General features: G+C 55.3%; 18 protein-coding genes and 1 other annotated feature. Of the genes, 13 read left to right on the top strand and 5 right to left on the bottom strand.

The window, feature by feature from the left end; genetic code table 11:
- The first annotated feature begins 93 nt into the window (after positions 1 to 93).
- From creA to creD, 4 genes are read left to right on the top strand one after another with little or no spacing between them, the layout of a single operon-like run.
- Positions 94 to 567 (top strand): protein CreA, encoded by a 474-nt coding sequence (gene creA / locus JLG71_RS23860; RefSeq protein WP_004098425.1) that lies wholly within the window; start codon positions 94 to 96, stop codon positions 565 to 567.
- Positions 568 to 579: 12 nt separating this feature from the next.
- Positions 580 to 1269, top strand: coding sequence for a two-component system response regulator CreB (creB, locus tag JLG71_RS23855; protein ID WP_004098427.1), 690 nt, complete (start codon positions 580 to 582; stop codon positions 1267 to 1269).
- Positions 1269 to 2693, top strand: coding sequence for a two-component system sensor histidine kinase CreC (gene creC / locus JLG71_RS23850; RefSeq protein WP_116280474.1), 1425 nt, complete (start codon positions 1269 to 1271; stop codon positions 2691 to 2693). The genes creB and creC overlap by 1 nt, the downstream gene beginning before the upstream one ends.
- Positions 2694 to 2750: 57 nt before the next feature.
- Entirely contained in the window at positions 2751 to 4109 is a 1359-nt protein-coding gene (creD, locus tag JLG71_RS23845) for a cell envelope integrity protein CreD (protein ID WP_032747865.1), read from the top strand.
- Between the two features lie 54 nt (positions 4110 to 4163).
- On the opposite strand, the gene arcA is transcribed toward creD, so the two are convergent.
- Positions 4164 to 4880: a two-component system response regulator ArcA gene (arcA, locus tag JLG71_RS23840; RefSeq protein WP_002887843.1), complete on the bottom strand. Its 717-nt coding sequence runs from the start codon at positions 4878 to 4880 to the stop codon at positions 4164 to 4166.
- A 95-nt stretch (positions 4881 to 4975) separates the two neighbouring features.
- Here arcA and yjjY point away from each other — a divergent pair, with 95 nt between their 5' ends.
- The 6 genes from yjjY to thrC all read left to right on the top strand — a co-directional run bounded on the left by yjjY (position 4976) and on the right by thrC (position 11241).
- Positions 4976 to 5116 carry a YjjY family protein gene (yjjY, locus tag JLG71_RS23835; RefSeq protein WP_001541509.1) on the top strand — a complete coding sequence of 47 codons (141 nt, stop codon included), beginning with the start codon at positions 4976 to 4978 and terminating at the stop codon, positions 5114 to 5116.
- 398 nt (positions 5117 to 5514) lie between these two features.
- Complete coding sequence (locus JLG71_RS23830; RefSeq protein ID WP_116280476.1) at positions 5515 to 6201, top strand: tRNA/rRNA methyltransferase; 687 nt, start codon at positions 5515 to 5517, stop codon at positions 6199 to 6201.
- Between the two features lie 212 nt (positions 6202 to 6413).
- Positions 6414 to 6482: a thr operon leader peptide gene (gene thrL, locus JLG71_RS23825; RefSeq protein WP_004222578.1), complete on the top strand. Its 69-nt coding sequence runs from the start codon at positions 6414 to 6416 to the stop codon at positions 6480 to 6482.
- Positions 6421 to 6538 (top strand) — a sequence feature (Thr leader region). Its footprint overlaps the gene before it by 62 nt.
- A gap of 25 nt (positions 6539 to 6563) precedes the next feature.
- Positions 6564 to 9026 carry a bifunctional aspartate kinase/homoserine dehydrogenase I gene (gene thrA, locus JLG71_RS23820; RefSeq protein ID WP_116280477.1) on the top strand — a complete coding sequence of 821 codons (2463 nt, stop codon included), beginning with the start codon at positions 6564 to 6566 and terminating at the stop codon, positions 9024 to 9026.
- A gap of 1 nt (position 9027) precedes the next feature.
- Complete coding sequence (gene thrB, locus JLG71_RS23815) at positions 9028 to 9957, top strand: homoserine kinase (RefSeq protein ID WP_064358101.1); 930 nt, start codon at positions 9028 to 9030, stop codon at positions 9955 to 9957.
- A 3-nt stretch (positions 9958 to 9960) separates the two neighbouring features.
- On the top strand, positions 9961 to 11241 hold the full coding sequence (gene thrC / locus JLG71_RS23810; RefSeq protein ID WP_004098452.1) for a threonine synthase: 1281 nt from the start codon (positions 9961 to 9963) through the stop codon (positions 11239 to 11241).
- Positions 11242 to 11293: 52 nt separating this feature from the next.
- On the opposite strand, the gene yaaA is transcribed toward thrC, so the two are convergent.
- Together yaaA and JLG71_RS23800 are read right to left on the bottom strand one after the other, a co-directional pair.
- Entirely contained in the window at positions 11294 to 12067 is a 774-nt protein-coding gene (gene yaaA, locus JLG71_RS23805; protein WP_004098454.1) for a peroxide stress protein YaaA, read from the bottom strand.
- Between the two features lie 77 nt (positions 12068 to 12144).
- Positions 12145 to 13575, bottom strand: coding sequence for an alanine/glycine:cation symporter family protein (locus tag JLG71_RS23800; protein WP_032747867.1), 1431 nt, complete (start codon positions 13573 to 13575; stop codon positions 12145 to 12147).
- A gap of 203 nt (positions 13576 to 13778) precedes the next feature.
- Between JLG71_RS23800 and tal the strand changes: the two genes are divergently transcribed.
- From tal to JLG71_RS23785, 3 genes are all read left to right on the top strand, one after another.
- Entirely contained in the window at positions 13779 to 14732 is a 954-nt protein-coding gene (gene tal / locus JLG71_RS23795) for a transaldolase (RefSeq protein WP_004098458.1), read from the top strand.
- A 99-nt stretch (positions 14733 to 14831) separates the two neighbouring features.
- A complete protein-coding gene (gene mog / locus JLG71_RS23790; protein ID WP_004098459.1) occupies positions 14832 to 15419 on the top strand; it encodes a molybdopterin adenylyltransferase in 588 nt (195 codons plus the stop codon).
- Between the two features lie 120 nt (positions 15420 to 15539).
- Positions 15540 to 16850, top strand: a complete 1311-nt coding sequence (locus tag JLG71_RS23785) for an MFS transporter (protein WP_014227850.1) — start codon at positions 15540 to 15542, stop codon at positions 16848 to 16850.
- 46 nt (positions 16851 to 16896) lie between these two features.
- On the opposite strand, the gene satP is transcribed toward JLG71_RS23785, so the two are convergent.
- Together satP and msyB are read right to left on the bottom strand one after the other, a co-directional pair.
- Complete coding sequence (satP, locus tag JLG71_RS23780) at positions 16897 to 17463, bottom strand: acetate uptake transporter (protein ID WP_014227851.1); 567 nt, start codon at positions 17461 to 17463, stop codon at positions 16897 to 16899.
- Positions 17464 to 17551: 88 nt separating this feature from the next.
- Positions 17552 to 18301: an acidic protein MsyB gene (msyB, locus tag JLG71_RS23775; RefSeq protein WP_200913854.1), complete on the bottom strand. Its 750-nt coding sequence runs from the start codon at positions 18299 to 18301 to the stop codon at positions 17552 to 17554.
- Positions 18302 to 18328 lie beyond the last annotated feature (27 nt).

Here is an 18328-nt window from a genome sequence, read left to right as displayed (position 1 = left end):
TATCGGTGGTAATTTTGTAAAGCTGTGATCTATAAAACTTTTCTTCTTAATGTGTGATAATCACTCAGCTAAATTTTTAAGAATGGTAACAATATGAAATACAAGAAGTTAGTGGCAGGTATGCTTTTACTGGCGGGGTCTCAGATGGCGCAGGCGGAGCAAATTGGCTCTGTGGATACCGTGTTTAAGTTCCTTGGGCCGGATCATAAAATTGTCGTAGAGGCCTTTGACGACCCGGATGTACAAAACGTGACGTGCTACATCAGCCGGGCGAAAACCGGGGGAATTAAAGGCGGGTTAGGGCTGGCGGAAGATACCTCTGATGCTGCGATCTCCTGTCAGCAGGTGGGGCCGATTGAGCTGACGGATAAAATCAAAAACGGTAAAACGCAGGGCGATGTCGTGTTCCAGAAACGCACCTCGCTGGTATTTAAAAAGCTGCAGGTGGTGCGCTTTTACGATGCCAAACGCAATGCGCTGGTCTATCTGACCTATTCGGATAAAATCGTCGATGGCTCGCCGAAGAACGCGATTAGCGCGGTGCCGATTATGCCATGGAATAAATAACAGGGAACGCCGATGCAACAACCGCGGATCTGGTTGGTGGAAGATGAGATGAGCATCGCCGATACGCTCGTCTACCAGCTGCAGCAGGAAGGATTTATCGTTACGGCGTTCGAGCGCGGGCTGCCGGCGCTCGATGCGGCACATCACCACCAACCCGACCTGGCGATTCTCGACGTCGGGCTGCCGGATATCAGCGGGTTTGAGCTCTGTCGGCGGCTGCTTGCTCGCTACCCGGCGCTGCCGGTGCTGTTCCTGACGGCCCGCAGCGAAGAGGTGGATAAGCTGCTTGGCCTGGAAATCGGCGCTGATGACTATATTGCCAAGCCATTTTCCCCTCGTGAAGTTTGCGCCAGAGTTCGCACCGTTCTGCGGCGGCTGCAGAAGTTCGCCGCCCCTCCACCGCTCTTGCGCGTGGGGGAGTTCACATTGAACGACGCCGCGGCTCGGGTCACCTGGTGCGGTCAGAGCCTGAATCTGACCCGCTATGAGTTTTTATTATTAAAAACGCTACTGCACTCTCCGGGGCGCATTTTTTCCCGCCAGCTGCTGATGGAGCAGGTATGGGGCGATGCGAACGAGAGCTTCGATCGTACCGTGGATACTCATATCAAAACGCTGCGCGCTAAGCTGCGAGAAGTGAACCCTGACATCTCCCCCATCAATACGCACCGCGGCATGGGATACAGCCTTGGAGGCTTCTGATGCGCATCGGTATGCGGCTGCTGATGGGCTACTTTTTGATTGTGGCGATCGCGGCCTGGTTTGTGCTTTCCATCTTCGTTCAGGAGATTAAACCCGGGGTCCGGCGGGCAACCGAAGGGACGCTGATTGATACGGCTACCCTGCTTGCCGAGCTGGCCCGCGAGGATTTACTCTCCGCCGATCCCCAGCACGGGCGCCTGGCCCAGGCTTTTCAAACGCTGCATCGCCAGCCGATCAACGCCAACATTGCCGGCATTAATAAAGTTCGCAATGAATATCACGTCTATATGACCGATGCGCAGGGCAAGGTGGTGTTTGATTCTGCGGACAGTGCGCTGGGGCAAGACTACTCGCGCTGGAACGATGTCTGGCTCACTTTACGCGGGCAATACGGCGCGCGCAGCACGCGCAGCGATCCGAACGATGATAACAGCTCGGTGATGTATATTGCCGCGCCGGTGACTGACAGCGGCCGAATCATTGGCGTGCTAAGCGTCGGGAAACCCAATCTGGCCATGGCGCCGGTCATTAAACGCAGCGAGCGGCGTATTCTGTGGGCCGGCGGGGCGCTGCTGGGGATCGCGCTCCTGATAGGCGCTGCGATGGTATGGTGGATTAACTTTTCCATCGGCAAGCTGGTTCGCTACGCGGACTCCGTGACCGCCGATCGTCCGGTTCCGCTGCCGAATCTGGGCGGCAGCGAACTGCGTAAGCTGGCGCAGGCGCTGGAGAGTATGCGCCTTAAGCTTGAAGGTAAAAACGCCATTGAAAACTATATTTATGCGCTGACCCATGAGCTGAAGAGCCCGCTGGCGGCGATTCGCGGCGCGGCAGAAATTCTCCGTGAGGCTCCTCCGCCTGAGGTCGCCGCCCGTTTTACGCGTAATATTCTGGCGCAGAACGCGCGAATGCAGTTGCTGGTGGAAAATTTGCTCCAGCAGGCCCGGCTGGAGAACCGGCTGGAGATCGCCCGACGTCCCGTCCCCGTCGCTGAGCTATTTCATCGCCTGGCCGAGGAGCGCGAGATCGCGCTGGCGGCGAAAAAAGTGACGCTGCGCTGGCAGGATACGCCTCTGATGGTTGAAGGCGATCGGGAGCTTCTGGCGCAGGCGTTGGGTAATCTCGTTGATAATGCTATCGATTTCACGCCTTCCGCAGGGGAAATCCTGCTTGGTGCTGAAGAGCGTGATGGCGGCGTGCTGTTAACCGTATGCGATACGGGATGCGGCATTCCCGACTACGCCCTGGGGCGTATTTTTGAACGTTTCTATTCCCTGCCTCGTGAAAATGGGCAAAAAAGCAGTGGCCTGGGGCTGGCGTTTGTTCGTGAAGTCGCGCGCCTGCATCAGGGGGATATCCAGCTGGTTAATCGCCCTGAAGGCGGTGCGTGCGCTTTGCTGACACTTCACGCTCACTTCACATAGCTTCAAACTCTCCCCACACGGCCCCTTTAAGGTGAGCACATCACTAAGGAGAGGGCTATGTTGAAATCACCACTATTCTGGAAAATGAGCACCCTGCTGGGGTGCATTTTACTGTTGTCGATCCCGCTGATGCTGGTCCGGCAGCTGATCGTTGAACGCGCGGACTATCGTAGCGATGTGGTTGACGCGCTGGAGAGCAGCACCAGCGGATCGCAGAAACTGGCCGGACCGCTGATTGCCATTCCGGTGACCGAGACGCTAACGCGGGTTGAGGGAACTAAAACGGTAGAATATCAAACCCAATGGGTACACTACTGGCTGCCGGAGACGCTGGCGGTCACCGGTAATCAGGATGTTGAATCCCGGAGAATCGGTATCTATGAGGGGCAGATCTGGCACAATAATCTCAGCGTCAAAGCGCATTTTGAACCTTCGCGCATCAAGGCGCTCAGGAAGCAGACGATTACGCTGGGCAGACCGTTTCTGGTCGTCAGCGTCAGCGATGCGCGCGGTATTGGCGAGATTAAGTCACCAGAGCTCAATGGCGAGAGGCTACCCGTTGAGCCTGGGCCGGGTCTCGACGACAGCGGGGAGGGCATTCATATGCCGATGCCGCTGTTACTCCCTGAACAAAAAGCGCTGGATATTGAATTCACGCTCAATCTGAATGGCAGCGGCAGTTTCTCGGTGGTTCCGCTTGGGCGCAACAGTACCTTACAGCTTGCCGGCAATTGGCCGCACCCGGGGTTCCTTGGCGACTTTTTACCTGCAAAGCGGGAAGTCAGCCCAACAGGCTATCGCGCCCAGTGGCAAAGCACCTGGTTTGCCAACAATATGGCGAAGTTTTTTGTTGAGGGTCGGCAGATTGAGTGGCGTCAGTTGCCTGCTTTCAACGTGAATGTCACCACGCCCGCCGATCAATATCAGCTGACCGATCGGGCGACAAAATATGCCGTTCTGTTGATAACGCTGACGTTTATGGCATTTTTTGTTTTTGAAAGCTTAACGCGGTATCGCATGCACCCCATGCAGTATCTGCTGGTGGGGCTGTCGCTGGTCATGTTCTATCTGGTGCTGCTGGCGCTGTCCGAACATATCGGTTTTACGGCATCGTGGATTGCCGCCAGCCTGCTAGGCGCGCTTATCAATGGGGTGTATCTTCAGGCAGTATTGAAAGGTTGGCGTAACAGTTTACTGTTCGTCTGTGCGCTACTGCTGCTGGACGGCGTCATGTGGATGCTGTTGCGATCGGAAGATAGCGCATTGCTGCTGGGGACCGGCGTATTGCTGCTGGCGTTAAGTGCGCTGATGTTCCTGACCCGCCACGTTGACTGGTACGCGTTATCTCTGCCGAAGGCAAAAGGTGAGCTGCCGGACGCTGGTCAGGATGACGATAAGCTCAGGATCTGGAAATAAAAAAAACGGCGCGAATTGCGCCGTTTTTACGTTATGACAGCAAGAAAAACGGTGTTATTCCTGCAGGTCGCCACAGAAGCGGTACCCCTCGCCATGGATGGTGGCGATAATTTCCGGGGTGTCCGGAGTGGATTCAAAATGCTTACGAATGCGACGGATGGTCACGTCCACGGTACGGTCGTGCGGCTTCAGCTCACGGCCGGTCATTTTCTTCAGCAGTTCCGCACGCGACTGGATTTTGCCCGGATTTTCGCAGAAGTGCAGCATGGCGCGGAATTCACTGCGCGGCAGCTTGTACTGCTCACCATTGGGGCTTACCAGCGAGCGGCTATTGATATCCAGCTCCCAGCCGTTGAACTTATAGCTTTCCACGCTACGGCGCTCTTCGCTCACGGTACCCAGGTTCATGGTACGGGAGAGCAGGTTGCGCGCGCGGATCGTCAGTTCACGTGGGTTGAACGGTTTAGTGATATAATCATCGGCGCCAATTTCGAGGCCAAGGATTTTATCCACTTCGTTATCGCGGCCGGTGAGGAACATCAGCGCGACGTCCGCCTGCTCACGCAGTTCGCGTGCTAGCAGGAGACCATTTTTACCCGGCAGGTTGATATCCATGATCACCAGGTTGATATCATTTTCAGACAGGATCTGATGCATTTCCGCGCCATCGGTCGCTTCGAATACATCATAACCTTCTGCTTCGAAAATACTTTTTAACGTGTTGCGTGTTACCAACTCGTCTTCAACGATAAGAATGTGCGGGGTCTGCATGTTTGCTACCTAAATTGCCAACTAAATCGAAACAGGAAGTACCAAAGTCCCTGACCTGCCTGGTGCATGTCGCAAATTAACATGCCCGGCGTAACATGACTAAAGTACGTAATTGCGTTCTTGATGCACTTTCCATCAACGTCAACAACATCATTAGCTTGGTCGTGGGTACTTTCCCTCTGGACCCGACGGTGTCAAAAACGGCTGTCATCCTAACCATTTTAACAGCAACATAACAGGCTAAGTGAGGCATGACACCCAATAAAACTACGCTTCGTTGACATATATCAAGTTCAATTGTAGCACGTTAACAGTCTTGTGAAATCATTGCATCTAAACGGGATTCATCTTCACAATTCATACTTCGCTCAATTAGTTGCAATGAGAAAATAATAAACGCGGTGAATCCAAAGCCTCAAAACGTACTCGGACGTAAATTTCATTGCCAAACATACGGATAAAGCCGTTCTGTTAACATACTCTGTGTCATGGTGCCTTGGGAATAGTTTAGTTTTTTTTATGGGTGATAAAGCTCAAATTTAGTGATTTTTGTTGCAAATTTGTAAATTCACGGCGCGTAAAATGAGGGAAAAAATCGTTATTCCCACCGCCTAAAAGGTAAAAGAGAAACCGAATGCGTTTATCAATTGTATTAGTGTCCCCGGCTCGGGCGGAAAACGTCGGGGCGGCAGCCAGAGCGATGAAAACCATGGGGTTTAGCGACATGCGTATCGTCGATAGCGAGGCGCATTTGCAGCCCGCCGCGCGCTGGGTCGCGCACGGTTCTGGCGATATCCTCGATAATATCAACACTTATGCCACGCTGGAGCAGGCGCTGCACGATGTTGATTTTACCGTGGCCACGACCGCCCGCAGCCGGGCGCGTTTCCACTACTACGCGACGCCGCAGCAGCTCCTGCCGCTGCTGGAAGAAAAAGCGCAGTGGATGCATCATGCCGCGCTGGTGTTTGGCCGGGAAGATTCTGGTCTGACGAATGAAGAGCTGGCCCTTGCCGATGTGTTGACCGGTGTGCCTATGGCGGCTGACTATCCTTCGCTAAACCTGGGGCAGTCGGTGATGGTCTATTGCTACCAGCTGACCTCATTGCTGCAGCAGGCCCCGTCAACCTCCGCCGACGCAGATGATAATCAACTGCAGGCGTTACGCCTGCGAACGCGCGATCTGCTTAATCGCCTCGGCGCGGGTGACGATGTAAAACTGTCCGACTGGCTGGAGCAGCGGATAGGACTTTTGCAGCAGCGAGACACCGCCATGCTGCATCGTTTACTGCACGATATTGAAAAAAACCTCCTAGGGTAAAATGCTGTCATATTATTTTCATATGGTTTTATGTGCTAATTATTGGCGTCTGGATGCGTAAATGCGGATGAATTGTCAGGTTGCTATGGCGTATTGGCCAGGTGTGAAAAAAAGGGCTAAAAGTAGAAATTCGTTGACTTAAGTCGACAGATACTTTAACCAATATAGGCACAGGACACAGACAGATAAAAATTACAGAGTACACAACATCCATGAATCGCATCGGCATGATCACCACGATTATCACCACCACTATTACCACAGGTAACGGTGCGGGCTGACGCGTACAGGAAACACAGAAAAAAGCCCGCACCTGAACAGTGCGGGCTTTTTTTTCGATAAAAAATCAAGGGGTCATAACCATGCGTGTGTTGAAGTTCGGCGGTACATCAGTGGCAAATGCAGAACGTTTTCTGCGTGTTGCCGATATTCTGGAGAGTAATGCCAGGCAGGGGCAGGTAGCGACCGTACTGTCTGCCCCGGCGAAGATCACTAACCATCTGGTTGCGATGATCGAAAAAACCATTGGCGGGCAGGATGCGCTGACCAATATCGCTGATGCCGAACGCATTTTCGCCGAACTTCTGCAAGGCCTCGCCGATGCCCAGCCGGGCTTTCCGCACGCTCAGTTGAAAATGTTTGTCGAGCAGGAGTTTGCGCAAATCAAACACGTCCTGCACGGTATTAGCCTGCTCGGACAGTGCCCGGATAGCGTCAATGCGTCTCTGATCTGCCGGGGAGAAAAGCTCTCCATCGCTATTATGGCCGGCTTACTGGAAGCGCGCGGTCATAACGTCACGGTGATTAATCCGGTTGAAAAACTGCTTGCCGTTGGCCATTACCTCGAATCCACCGTGGATATCGCCGAGTCGACCCGCCGCGTTGCCGCCAGCCAGATCCCGGCTGACCATATGGTGCTGATGGCGGGCTTCACCGCCGGTAACGAAAAGGGCGAACTGGTGGTGCTGGGCCGTAACGGCTCTGACTACTCCGCAGCCGTGCTGGCCGCCTGCCTGCGCGCCGACTGCTGTGAAATCTGGACCGACGTTGACGGCGTTTATACCTGCGACCCGCGTCAGGTGCCGGATGCGCGTTTGCTGAAGTCGATGTCCTATCAGGAAGCGATGGAGCTCTCCTACTTCGGCGCCAAAGTTTTGCACCCGCGTACTATCGCCCCCATCGCCCAGTTCCAGATCCCCTGTTTAATCAAAAATACCGGCAATCCGCAGGCGCCGGGTACGCTTATCGGCGGCAGCAGCGATGAAGACGATCTGCCGGTGAAAGGTATCTCTAATCTCAACAATATGGCGATGTTCAACGTCTCCGGGCCGGGGATGAAGGGGATGGTTGGCATGGCGGCGCGCGTGTTCGCCACTATGTCCCGCGCGGGAATCTCCGTGGTTCTTATCACCCAGTCCTCTTCCGAATACAGCATCAGCTTCTGCGTGCCGCAGAGCGATTGCGCTCGGGCGAAGCGGGTAATGGAAGATGAATTTTATCTGGAGCTGAAAGAGGGGCTGCTTGAGCCGCTGTCGATCATGGAACGCCTGGCGATTATTTCGGTTGTCGGCGATGGTATGCGCACCCTGCGTGGGATTTCCGCTAAATTCTTCGCTGCGCTGGCGCGCGCCAATATCAACATTGTGGCGATTGCCCAGGGTTCTTCCGAGCGCTCTATTTCCGTTGTCGTGAGCAACGATGATGCGACCACCGGCGTTCGCGTGACCCACCAGATGCTGTTCAATACCGATCAGGTGATTGAAGTGTTTGTCATTGGCATCGGCGGCGTCGGCGGCGCGCTGATCGAACAGATCAAGCGCCAGCAGAGCTGGTTGAAGAGTAAACATATCGACCTCCGCGTTTGCGGGGTGGCTAACTCGCGCGCCTTGCTGACCAACGTACACGGCCTGAACCTTGAACACTGGCGCGATGAGCTGGCGGAAGCCAAAGAGGCGTTCAACCTGGGGCGACTTATTCGTCTGGTGAAAGAGTACCATCTGCTGAACCCGGTGATTGTCGACTGTACCTCCAGCCAGGCGGTGGCCGATCAGTACGCCGATTTCCTGCGCGAAGGTTTCCACGTGGTAACGCCGAACAAAAAGGCCAATACCTCATCGCTGGATTACTATCATCAGCTGCGTCATGCCGCGAGCAGCTCACGACGTAAGTTTTTATACGATACCAACGTCGGCGCGGGGCTGCCGGTAATCGAAAACCTGCAAAATCTGCTGAACGCCGGCGATGAGCTGCTGCGCTTCTCCGGTATTCTCTCCGGCTCGCTGTCATTTATCTTCGGTAAGCTGGACGAAGGCGTAAGCTTCTCTGCGGCGACGAAGCTGGCGCGTGAAATGGGCTATACCGAACCGGATCCGCGCGACGATCTTTCCGGCGTGGATGTTGCGCGTAAGCTGCTAATCCTCGCGCGTGAAACCGGGCGCGAACTGGAGCTGTCTGACATTATCGTAGAGCCGGCGCTACCGGCGGGTTTTGACGCCAGCGGCGATGTCGACAGCTTTATGGCACGCCTGCCTTCTCTGGATGACGAGTTTGCCTCGCGGGTCTCAAAAGCGCGCGATGAAGGTAAGGTCTTGCGCTATGTCGGTAATATCGAAGAGGATGGCACCTGCCGCGTGAAAATCGCCGCGGTTGATGGCAACGATCCGCTGTTTAAAGTGAAAAACGGCGAGAATGCGCTGGCGTTCTACAGCCACTATTACCAGCCGCTGCCGCTGGTGCTGCGCGGTTATGGTGCGGGTAACGATGTGACGGCGGCTGGCGTTTTCGCCGACCTGCTGCGTACCCTGTCATGGAAGTTAGGAGTTTAAGATGGTCAAAGTATATGCCCCGGCTTCCAGTGCTAATATGAGCGTCGGGTTTGACGTGCTGGGCGCGGCGGTAACGCCGGTTGACGGCACGTTGCTGGGGGACAATGTCTCGGTTGAGGCGGCGACGAGCTTTAGCCTGCAAAACGTGGGTCGCTTCGCCAGTAAACTGCCGACGGCGCCGCAGGAAAATATTGTCTATCAATGCTGGGAGCGTTTTTGCCAGGAGATTGGCAAGAAGGTACCGGTGGCGATGACCCTGGAAAAAAACATGCCGATTGGTTCCGGCCTGGGTTCCAGCGCCTGTTCCGTCGTCGCCGCGCTGGTCGCGATGAACGAGTTCTGCGGCAAGCCGCTCAGTGAGAGCCGAATGCTGGCGCTGATGGGCGAGATGGAAGGGCGGATTTCCGGCAGTATCCATTACGATAACGTCGCGCCGTGCTATCTGGGCGGGATACAATTGATGCTTGAGGAAAACGGCATCATCAGCCAGCAGATTCCGGCCTTCGACGAGTGGCTGTGGGTGCTGGCCTATCCGGGTATTAAGGTCTCCACCGCGGAGGCGCGGGCAATTTTGCCGGCGCAGTATCGCCGTCAGGACTGTATTGCCCACGGTCGTCATCTGGCGGGCTTTATTCATGCCTGCTATTCCCGCCAGCCTCAGCTGGCGGCGAAATTGATGAAAGATGTGATTGCCGAACCGTATCGTACCAAACTACTGCCGGGCTTCAGCGAAGCGCGTCAGGCAGCAATGGAAATTGGCGCGCAGGCGTGCGGCATTTCCGGTTCCGGTCCAACGTTGTTTGCATTATGCGATAAACCGGAAACCGCGCAGCGCGTCGCCGACTGGCTGGCTACGCACTATCTGCAAAATCAGGAAGGCTTCGTTCATATTTGCCGGCTGGACACGGCGGGCGCTCGAGTAGTGGGATAACCAATGAAACTCTATAACTTAAAAGATCATAACGAACAGGTCAGCTTTGCGCAGGCCGTCACGCAGGGGCTTGGCAAGCATCAGGGGCTGTTCTTCCCGCACGATCTGCCGGAATTCAGCCTGACTGAAATCGACGAGATGCTGCAGCAGGACTTTGTGTCGCGTAGCGCAAAAATCCTGTCGGCATTTATCGGCGATGAGATCCCGCAGGGCGTTCTGCAAGAGCGCATCGGCAATGCCTTTACCTTCCCGGCGCCGGTCAGCAAAGTGCAGGACGACGTCGGCTGCCTCGAACTGTTCCACGGCCCGACTCTGGCGTTTAAAGACTTCGGCGGCCGCTTTATGGCGCAGATGCTCACCCATATCGCAGGCGACAAACCGGTCACTATTCTGACGGCCACCTCCGGCGACACCGGCGCGGCGGTTGCGCACGCGTTTTATGGCCTGCCAAACGTCAAAGTGGTCATTCTCTATCCGCGCGGCAAAATCAGCCCGCTGCAGGAAAAGCTGTTCTGCACCCTCGGCGGTAACATTGAAACTGTGGCTATCGACGGCGACTTTGACGCCTGCCAGGCGCTGGTTAAACAGGCCTTTGATGATGAAGAGCTGAAAGCTGCGCTGGGTCTTAACTCGGCTAACTCAATCAATATCAGCCGCCTGCTGGCGCAGATTTGCTATTACTTTGAAGCCGTGGCTCAGCTGCCTCAGGAAGCCCGTAACCAATTGGTTATCTCGGTACCCAGCGGTAACTTTGGCGATCTGACCGCCGGCCTGCTGGCCAAATCTCTGGGTCTGCCAATCAAACGCTTTATTGCGGCGACTAACGCCAACGACACCGTGCCGCGCTTCCTGCAGGACGGTAACTGGTCGCCGAAAGCAACCCAGGCCACGCTGTCTAACGCCATGGACGTCAGCCAGCCGAACAACTGGCCGCGCGTGGAAGAGCTGTTCCGTCGTAAAATCTGGCGCCTGAATGAGCTGGGCTACGCGGCGGTGGATGATGAAACCACCAAAGAGACCATGCGTGAGCTGAAGGCTATCGGCTATACCTCAGAACCGCATGCGGCGATTGCTTATCGCGCGCTGCGCGACCAGCTGCAGGCGGGTGAGTACGGCCTGTTCCTCGGCACGGCGCATCCGGCGAAGTTTAAAGAGAGCGTGGAAGAGATTCTGCAAGAGACGCTGCCGCTGCCGAAAGAGCTGGCCGATCGCGCCGATCTGCCGCTGCTGTCGCATAATCTGCCGGCCGATTTTGCCGCGCTGCGTAAGCTGATGATGGGCTAAGTCTGAATCAGCGCTTCCCTGCTGCGTGATTTGCGGCAGGGAAGCGGTTTTTTTACTGCTCGTGGCGTTTAAAGACCAGCTCTCCGTTACCCGAAGCGTCGGCGTCAAAGAAATAGCCTTCACTATCAAAGCGGGTCAGCTGCTCCGGCTTCGTTAAGCGATTCTCAATGATGTAACGACTCATCAAGCCGCGCGCTTTTTTAGCGTAGAAGCTGATCACTTTAAACTTGCCGTTTTTCTCATCAAGGAATACCGGCTTTATCAGCTGGCCCTCAAGCCGTTTGGGTTTCACCGACCTGAAGTACTCATCAGAGGCCAGATTTACCACAATATCGTCGCCCTGGGCTTTCAACGCCTGATTCAGCTTATCGGTAATAACGTCTCCCCAATACTGATACAGATCTTTGCCTTTTGCGTTCTCAAGCTTAATCCCCATCTCCAGACGATAGGGTTGCATCAGATCCAGCGGGCGCAGAACGCCGTACAGGCCGGAAAGCATCCGCAGATGCTGCTGGGCAAAATCGAAATCGGCTTCGCTAAAGGTCTCTGCCCGCAGGCCGGTATAGACATCACCCTTAAACGCCAGGATCGCCTGACGGGCGTTGTCCGGGGTGAAGTCTGGCTGCCAGTCGTGAAAGCGGGTCGCGTTCAGGTCAGCCAGCTTGTCGCTGATGCCCATCAGTTTACCAATCTGCGGTGCCGACAGCTGACGGGCAATGCCGATAAGCTCCTGAGAGTGTTCCAGTAGCTCTGGCTGGGTATAACGCGTCGTTGCCAGCGGGCTTTGATAATCGAGCGTTTTTGCAGGTGAAATCAGAATGAGCATATCCAGTCCTTACAGGAAATTTTTGACGACTTTAGCAAAAAAACGTCATGAGAGGATCGATAGCTGCGATTGCCGCGCTATTCGCGCGGCAGGTTGTCCCATGTTCCCGGTACCAGCTGCTGATGAATTTCAGGGTAGCGGGTGACGTCAAATTCCGGCCGCTGGCCCAGCTTCCGCTGTCGCAGATAATCGCTGGCAATGATCCGCACCGTCGGCGACAGCAGCAGGATAGCCGTCAGGTTAGTTATTGCCATCAGCGCCATGATGATATCCGCCATCTGCCAGACCACCGGTAGGCTGACCATCGCGCCGGTGACGACCATACACAGCGTAAGCAGACGCAGCAGCCAGATGTTACGCAGGCTATCCATGCGGAGAAAAATGAGATTATTTTCGGCATAGATATAGTTTGCGACGATCGAACTGAAGGCGAACAGCAGCACGATAAAAGCGACAAAGCCGGAACCCCAGTCGCCGACGAGGTTGTTCATCGCGTGCTGGATGTCCTGAATGCCGCTTGCCGCTTCGTCATTGCCGTCTCGCGGCGCCAGCATGATGATCACGGCGCTGGCGGTACAGATCACGATGGTATCAATAAAGACGCCAATCATCTGTACGATCCCCTGCGCCGCGGGATGAGGGGGCCAGGAGGCGGCAGCGGCGGCGGAATTTGGCGTCGAACCCATACCCGCTTCATTGGAAAACATCCCGCGCTGAAAGCCGCTGGTGAGCGCCTGGCTGATGGTGTAGCCCACCGCGCCCGCAGCGGCCTCTTGCCAGCCGAAAGCGCAGCGGAAAATGATTTCAAAAATCGTCGGCAGGGCGGTGATATGCCACAGGCCGATAATCAGGCTGGTCAGCACCCACAATAAAGCCATAAGCGGCACGAGCCACTGCATCAGCCGCGCTACGCCGCGAATCCCGCGAACGATGACCAGCAGGGTCAGCGCCGCCAGGACGCCGCCGGTGATAACATCGGGTAAACGAAACGCATACTCCATGGCATGGGCAACGGAGTTGGCTTGTACGGTATTAAAGATGACGCCGTAGGCCAGCAGGAGAAGAATAGAAAACAGCACGCCCATCCAGCGCATGCCGAGTCCCCGGGCCATATACCAGGCCGGGCCACCGCGAAAGTGCCCGCGGGAGTCGCGCTCTTTATAAAGCTGCGCGAGAGAACATTCGGCGAAACTGCTGGCCATGCCGAGCAGCGCCGAGACCCACATCCAGAAAACGGCGCCGGGGCCACCTGCGGCAATGGCCAGCGCCACGCCTGCCATATTGCCGCTGCCCACGCGCGCCGCCAGACTCATACAGAGCGCCTGAAAAGAGGTTAACCCGCCGGGCTGCGGCTGAAGGCTCTTTTTCAGACTTCTGCTAAACTGGCGGATATAACGGAACTGAATATATTTTGTTCGCCAGGTAAACCAAACTCCAGCGCCCAGTAACAGATAAATCATTACCGAGCCCCAGAGTATTTCATTGATAAACGACAGAAAATCAGGCATCAAGCATCCTCTTGCCCATATCGGTGCGCGAGTGTAAGCGCTACCAATCCAGTGACAATCCTTTAGTGTTCAGGGAATTAATTGGCCCAGTTTATCACACTCTGCGCTCATGCATTGTAGGCGGTTGCGCTGCCCCGGCAGCGTGTTATCATCTTGGCAGACCGGTTACATCCCCTTAACTGCTGTTTAAGAGAAACACTATCATGACGGATAAATTGACTTCTCTGCGTCAGTACACCACTGTCGTAGCTGATACCGGAGATATCGCGGCAATGAAGCTGTATCAGCCTCAGGACGCCACGACTAACCCTTCTTTGATTCTCGGCGCGGCTCAGATCCCTGAGTACCGTAAGCTGATTGATGACGCCGTTGCCTGGGCTCGCGGCCAGAGCAGCGACCGCGCGCAGCAGATTATCGATGCTTCCGATAAGCTGGCGGTGAACATTGGTCTCGAAATTCTTAAGCTGATCCCTGGCCGTATTTCCACCGAAGTTGATGCTCGCCTGTCCTATGACACCGAGGCTTCTATCGCCAAAGCTAAGCGCCTCATCAAACTGTACAACGATGCTGGCATCGGCAACGATCGCATTCTGATTAAACTGGCTTCTACCTGGCAGGGCATTCGCGCCGCTGAGCAGCTGGAAAAAGAAGGCATCAACTGTAACCTGACGCTGCTGTTCTCCTTCGCTCAGGCGCGTGCCTGTGCGGAAGCGGGCGTATTCCTGATTTCTCCGTTCGTTGGCCGTATCCTCGACTGGTACAAAGCCAACACCGATAAGAAAGAGTACGCGCCGGCAGAAGATCCGGGTGTGGTGTCCGTAAGCGAAATCTACGAATACTACAAACAGCACGGTTACGAAACGGTGGTTATGGGCGCAAGCTTCCGTAACCTCGGTGAGATCCTCGAACTGGCCGGCTGTGACCGTCTGACTATCGCTCCTGCGCTGCTGAAAGAGCTGGCGGAAAGCGAAGGCGCCATCGAACGCAAACTGGCCTTCAGCGGCGAAGTTAAAGCGCGTCCGGCGCGTATCACCGAATCTGAATTCCTGTGGCAGCACAATCAGGATCCGATGGCGGTAGATAAACTGGCGGAAGGCATCCGCAAGTTTGCGATCGACCAGGAAAAACTGGAAAAAATGATCGGCGATCTGCTGTAATCCCCCATGTGGCCGGCGTCCGTCGGCCACATTAAACTGTCTGCCTTGCTCCCCTCGGTGTATTATTCTGTCTATTAATACTGTTTGAACGGAATAATCATGAACACCTTACGAATCGGCTTAGTTTCCATTTCCGATCGCGCCTCCAGCGGCGTCTATCAGGATAAAGGCATTCCCGCGCTTGAAGCGTGGCTGGCCCGTGCGCTCTCCACGCCTTTCGAATTGCAAACCCGCTTGATCCCGGATGAACAGGTTATTATCGAGCAAACCCTCTGTGAACTGGTCGATGAAATGGGCTGCCACCTGGTCCTGACTACAGGCGGCACGGGCCCGGCCCGCCGTGATGTTACCCCGGATGCGACGCTGGCGATTGCCGATCGGGTGATGCCCGGCTTTGGTGAGCAAATGCGCCAGGTGAGCCTGCACTTTGTGCCGACGGCCATTCTGTCTCGTCAGGTTGGCGTTATCCGCAAGCAGGCGCTGATCCTTAACCTGCCCGGGCAGCCAAAGGCGATTGAGGAAACGCTGGAAGGTGTGAAAGATGCGGAAGGTAACGTGCTGGTGCACGGCGTTTTCGCGAGTGTACCGTATTGTGTACAGCTGCTTGAGGGGCCTTACGTGGAAACAAACGGCGAAGTAGTAGCAGCTTTCCGTCCTAAAAGCGCCAGGCGTGAAACATTATCCTGAATTTACCGTATTCCTGATATAACCTGCATCACCAGTGGTGTGTTGTTTTATTTACGATATAGTGTTTTTTACTTTACACCGTGCGTAGAATATCTTCATACCTCTGGATGATTGCCCGTTATGTCACACTACACCCGACCTCTGAATCGACAGGATTATAAAACGCTGACGCTGGCCGCCCTCGGCGGCGCGCTGGAGTTTTACGATTTCATTATCTTTGTCTTCTTCGCCGCCGTTGTCGGCGAGCTATTTTTCCCGGCCGATATCCCGGAATGGCTGCGCCAGGTACAGACCTTCGGCATTTTTGCGGCGGGCTATTTAGCTCGTCCTCTTGGCGGCATCATTATGGCCCATTTTGGCGATCTGGTCGGGCGTAAGAAGATGTTTACCCTGAGTATTTTACTGATGGCGCTGCCTACGCTGGCGATTGGCCTGCTGCCCACCTACGCGTCGGTAGGCATCGTGGCGCCGCTTTTGCTGCTGCTTATGCGCATTCTTCAGGGGGCGGCGATTGGCGGTGAAGTCCCCGGCGCCTGGGTCTTTGTGGCGGAGCATGTACCGGAAAAAAGAATAGGTATCGCCTGCGGTACGCTGACCGCTGGCCTGACGGTGGGGATATTACTGGGGTCGGTCGTCGCGACGCTGATTAATACTCATCTGACTCCTCAGGGTATCCACGATGGCGGCTGGCGTATTCCGTTCCTGTTAGGCGGCGCGTTTGGTCTTGTCGCCATGTATCTGCGCCGTTGGCTCCAGGAGACGCCGATTTTCCTCGAAATGCAGCAGCGTAAAGCATTAGCGCAGGAGCTGCCGGTTAAAGCCGTCGCGCTGAAGCATCAGAAAGCGGTGGTGGTCTCAATGCTGCTGACCTGGCTTTTATCCGCCGGCGTGGTGGTGGTGATCCTGATGTCGCCGGTCTGGCTGCAAAAGCACTACGGTTTTGCCCCCGCAATCACCCTGCAGGCGAACAGTATTGCCACCATCATGCTGTGTATCGGCTGCCTGCTGGCAGGGCTGGCCGCTGACCGTTTTGGCGCCAGCCGCACGTTTATCGTCGGCAGCGTATTCCTCGCGGCGGCAAGCTGGGCGTTCTATCATCTTTCCGGCGATAGCCCGCAGCGCCTGTTCCTGCTTTACGGTGCGGTGGGGCTGTGCGTCGGCGTGGTCGGGGCGGTTCCGTATGTGATGGTGCGCGCGTTCCCGGCTGAAGTGCGTTTTACCGGTATCTCATTCTCTTATAACGTCTCTTACGCCATCTTTGGCGGTCTGACTCCGATTGCGGTGACCATGCTGATGGGCGTTTCGCCGATGGCGCCCGCGTGGTACGTGCTGGCACTGTCGTTGATGGGGTTGGGGCTGGGGATCTGGCTGCGCCAGGGGCTGGAACAACAGGTCGCTGCGCCGAAAGCTGAACTGCAGCGCCTGCCGTAAATCGATAGGGCTCACGTCGCCGCTCGCGAACGGGCGGCGACGTTAATTAATGCTTTTCGCCGATTGGCAGAACGGTGCGGCCAAACTGCTCGTTCAGCACTTCACCCATCGCCAGATAGATGGCGCTAGCGCCACAGACCAGACCGACCCAGCCCGCAATCTTAACGATGCCTTCGTTATCAGCCAGGTGACCAATCGCCAGCAGCGCGAACAGCACGGTCAGACTGAGGAAAACAAACTGCAGCATACGCGCGGCTTTCAGGGTGCCAAAGAACATAAACAGGGTAAAAACGCCCCATAGACCCAGGTACATACCGAGGAAGTGCGCGTTGGGTGCTTCTGCAAGGCCCATTTTCGGCATCAGAAGAATAGCAACCAGCGTCAGCCAAAAAGCGCCGTAAGACGTGAATGCGGTTAAACCAAAGGTGTTGCCTTTTTTAAACTCCAGCAGGCCGGCAAAAATCTGCGCAATGCCGCCGTAAAAAATGCCCATCGCCAGGATAGCTACATCAAACGCGAACAGGCCGCTATTTGCCAGGTTAAGCAGAATAGTGGTCATGCCGAAGCCCATAAGGCCCAGCGGTGCCGGATTAGCCAACTTAGTGTTGCCCATAATTCCTCAAAATAATGATTAGAAAGGGAAGCATTCCCCGTCTCTCAGCGACGGGGCGCGGCATAATAATTAGGCGCTGCGAAACTGTCTATGATCTGGCGGGGTATTTTTCACCAATTTCATTTTTCACCTGATAAAGACTGGTCATTTGCCGCAAACAGGCAATATGCAGTACGGCCGGGATGGTCACGCGATAAGCGCTGCCGCTCACGGCTTTGACGCCATTAAACGCGGCGCCGAGGGGGCCGCCAAGCCCCGCGCCGCGAACCAGACCGTGGCCGATGACGCTAACCGCGGCGTGCGTGCGCAGGATCTTCGCCAGCCGGATTTCCAGAAGGTGGTTGACGCCCTGCGCCAGCTTATTTGTCTGCAGCAGATGGGGAAGTAATGCTTTATGGTCGTTGACCCGACACTCAACGGCAGTGAAGAAGTCAGCCTTCTGCCGATCGTCCATCTTCTTCCAGCTGTGTTCCAGGAAGTGCTCCAGAAGATGCAGTTCTATTTCCGGCGTAGACATGTGTTTCTCTACCTTGATTTTTAGCCGCTTGCAGACATCCAGCAAAATTTCCCGGTAGAACTTTCCGTGACGACGCAGCGTGTTGGCGATGCTGTCGCCGCCAAAGTGCTGGAGCTCGCCGGCAATGAGCTGCCAGTTGCGACGATAGCGTTCGGGATGCCCTGCCATCGCCTGAAAAGTTTGATTACGCAATAGCGTGCTTGAAAGGCGCGGCTTTCCATTCTCATTGTGAGTCAGAATTCGGGTGAATGTTTCCAGATGCTCTTCGCTACAGCGATGAAGAAAAGAGAGGTCTTCATCATCCAGATAATTAATTTTCATAAATACCAGATAAGGTGAACAGTAATA

This window comes from Klebsiella michiganensis (genome assembly GCF_015139575.1).
GTDB classification, from domain to species: Bacteria; Pseudomonadota; Gammaproteobacteria; order Enterobacterales; family Enterobacteriaceae; genus Klebsiella; species Klebsiella michiganensis.
The sequence above is the reverse complement of the archived record's forward strand: the minus strand, read 5'-3'. Positions and strand labels throughout refer to the sequence as shown.

What these genes read in the sequence shown, in the direction of transcription:
- creC (WP_116280474.1), top strand. Translation starts at nt 1,269, where the DNA reads ATGCGCATCGGTATGCGGCTGCTGATGGGCTACTTTTTGATTGTGGCG.
- thrB (WP_064358101.1), top strand. Translation starts at nt 9,028, where the DNA reads ATGGTCAAAGTATATGCCCCGGCTTCCAGTGCTAATATGAGCGTCGGG.
- thrC (WP_004098452.1), top strand. Translation starts at nt 9,961, where the DNA reads ATGAAACTCTATAACTTAAAAGATCATAACGAACAGGTCAGCTTTGCG.
- mog (WP_004098459.1), top strand. Translation starts at nt 14,832, where the DNA reads ATGAACACCTTACGAATCGGCTTAGTTTCCATTTCCGATCGCGCCTCC.
- arcA (WP_002887843.1), bottom strand. Translation starts at nt 4,880, where the DNA reads ATGCAGACCCCGCACATTCTTATCGTTGAAGACGAGTTGGTAACACGC.
- JLG71_RS23830 (WP_116280476.1), top strand. Translation starts at nt 5,515, where the DNA reads ATGCGTTTATCAATTGTATTAGTGTCCCCGGCTCGGGCGGAAAACGTC.
- creD (WP_032747865.1), top strand. Translation starts at nt 2,751, where the DNA reads ATGTTGAAATCACCACTATTCTGGAAAATGAGCACCCTGCTGGGGTGC.
- tal (WP_004098458.1), top strand. Translation starts at nt 13,779, where the DNA reads ATGACGGATAAATTGACTTCTCTGCGTCAGTACACCACTGTCGTAGCT.
- satP (WP_014227851.1), bottom strand. Translation starts at nt 17,463, where the DNA reads ATGGGCAACACTAAGTTGGCTAATCCGGCACCGCTGGGCCTTATGGGC.
- msyB (WP_200913854.1), bottom strand. Translation starts at nt 18,301, where the DNA reads ATGAAAATTAATTATCTGGATGATGAAGACCTCTCTTTTCTTCATCGC.
- JLG71_RS23785 (WP_014227850.1), top strand. Translation starts at nt 15,540, where the DNA reads ATGTCACACTACACCCGACCTCTGAATCGACAGGATTATAAAACGCTG.
- creB (WP_004098427.1), top strand. Translation starts at nt 580, where the DNA reads ATGCAACAACCGCGGATCTGGTTGGTGGAAGATGAGATGAGCATCGCC.
- JLG71_RS23800 (WP_032747867.1), bottom strand. Translation starts at nt 13,575, where the DNA reads ATGCCTGATTTTCTGTCGTTTATCAATGAAATACTCTGGGGCTCGGTA.
- thrA (WP_116280477.1), top strand. Translation starts at nt 6,564, where the DNA reads ATGCGTGTGTTGAAGTTCGGCGGTACATCAGTGGCAAATGCAGAACGT.
- creA (WP_004098425.1), top strand. Translation starts at nt 94, where the DNA reads ATGAAATACAAGAAGTTAGTGGCAGGTATGCTTTTACTGGCGGGGTCT.
- yaaA (WP_004098454.1), bottom strand. Translation starts at nt 12,067, where the DNA reads ATGCTCATTCTGATTTCACCTGCAAAAACGCTCGATTATCAAAGCCCG.
- yjjY (WP_001541509.1), top strand. Translation starts at nt 4,976, where the DNA reads ATGACTAAAGTACGTAATTGCGTTCTTGATGCACTTTCCATCAACGTC.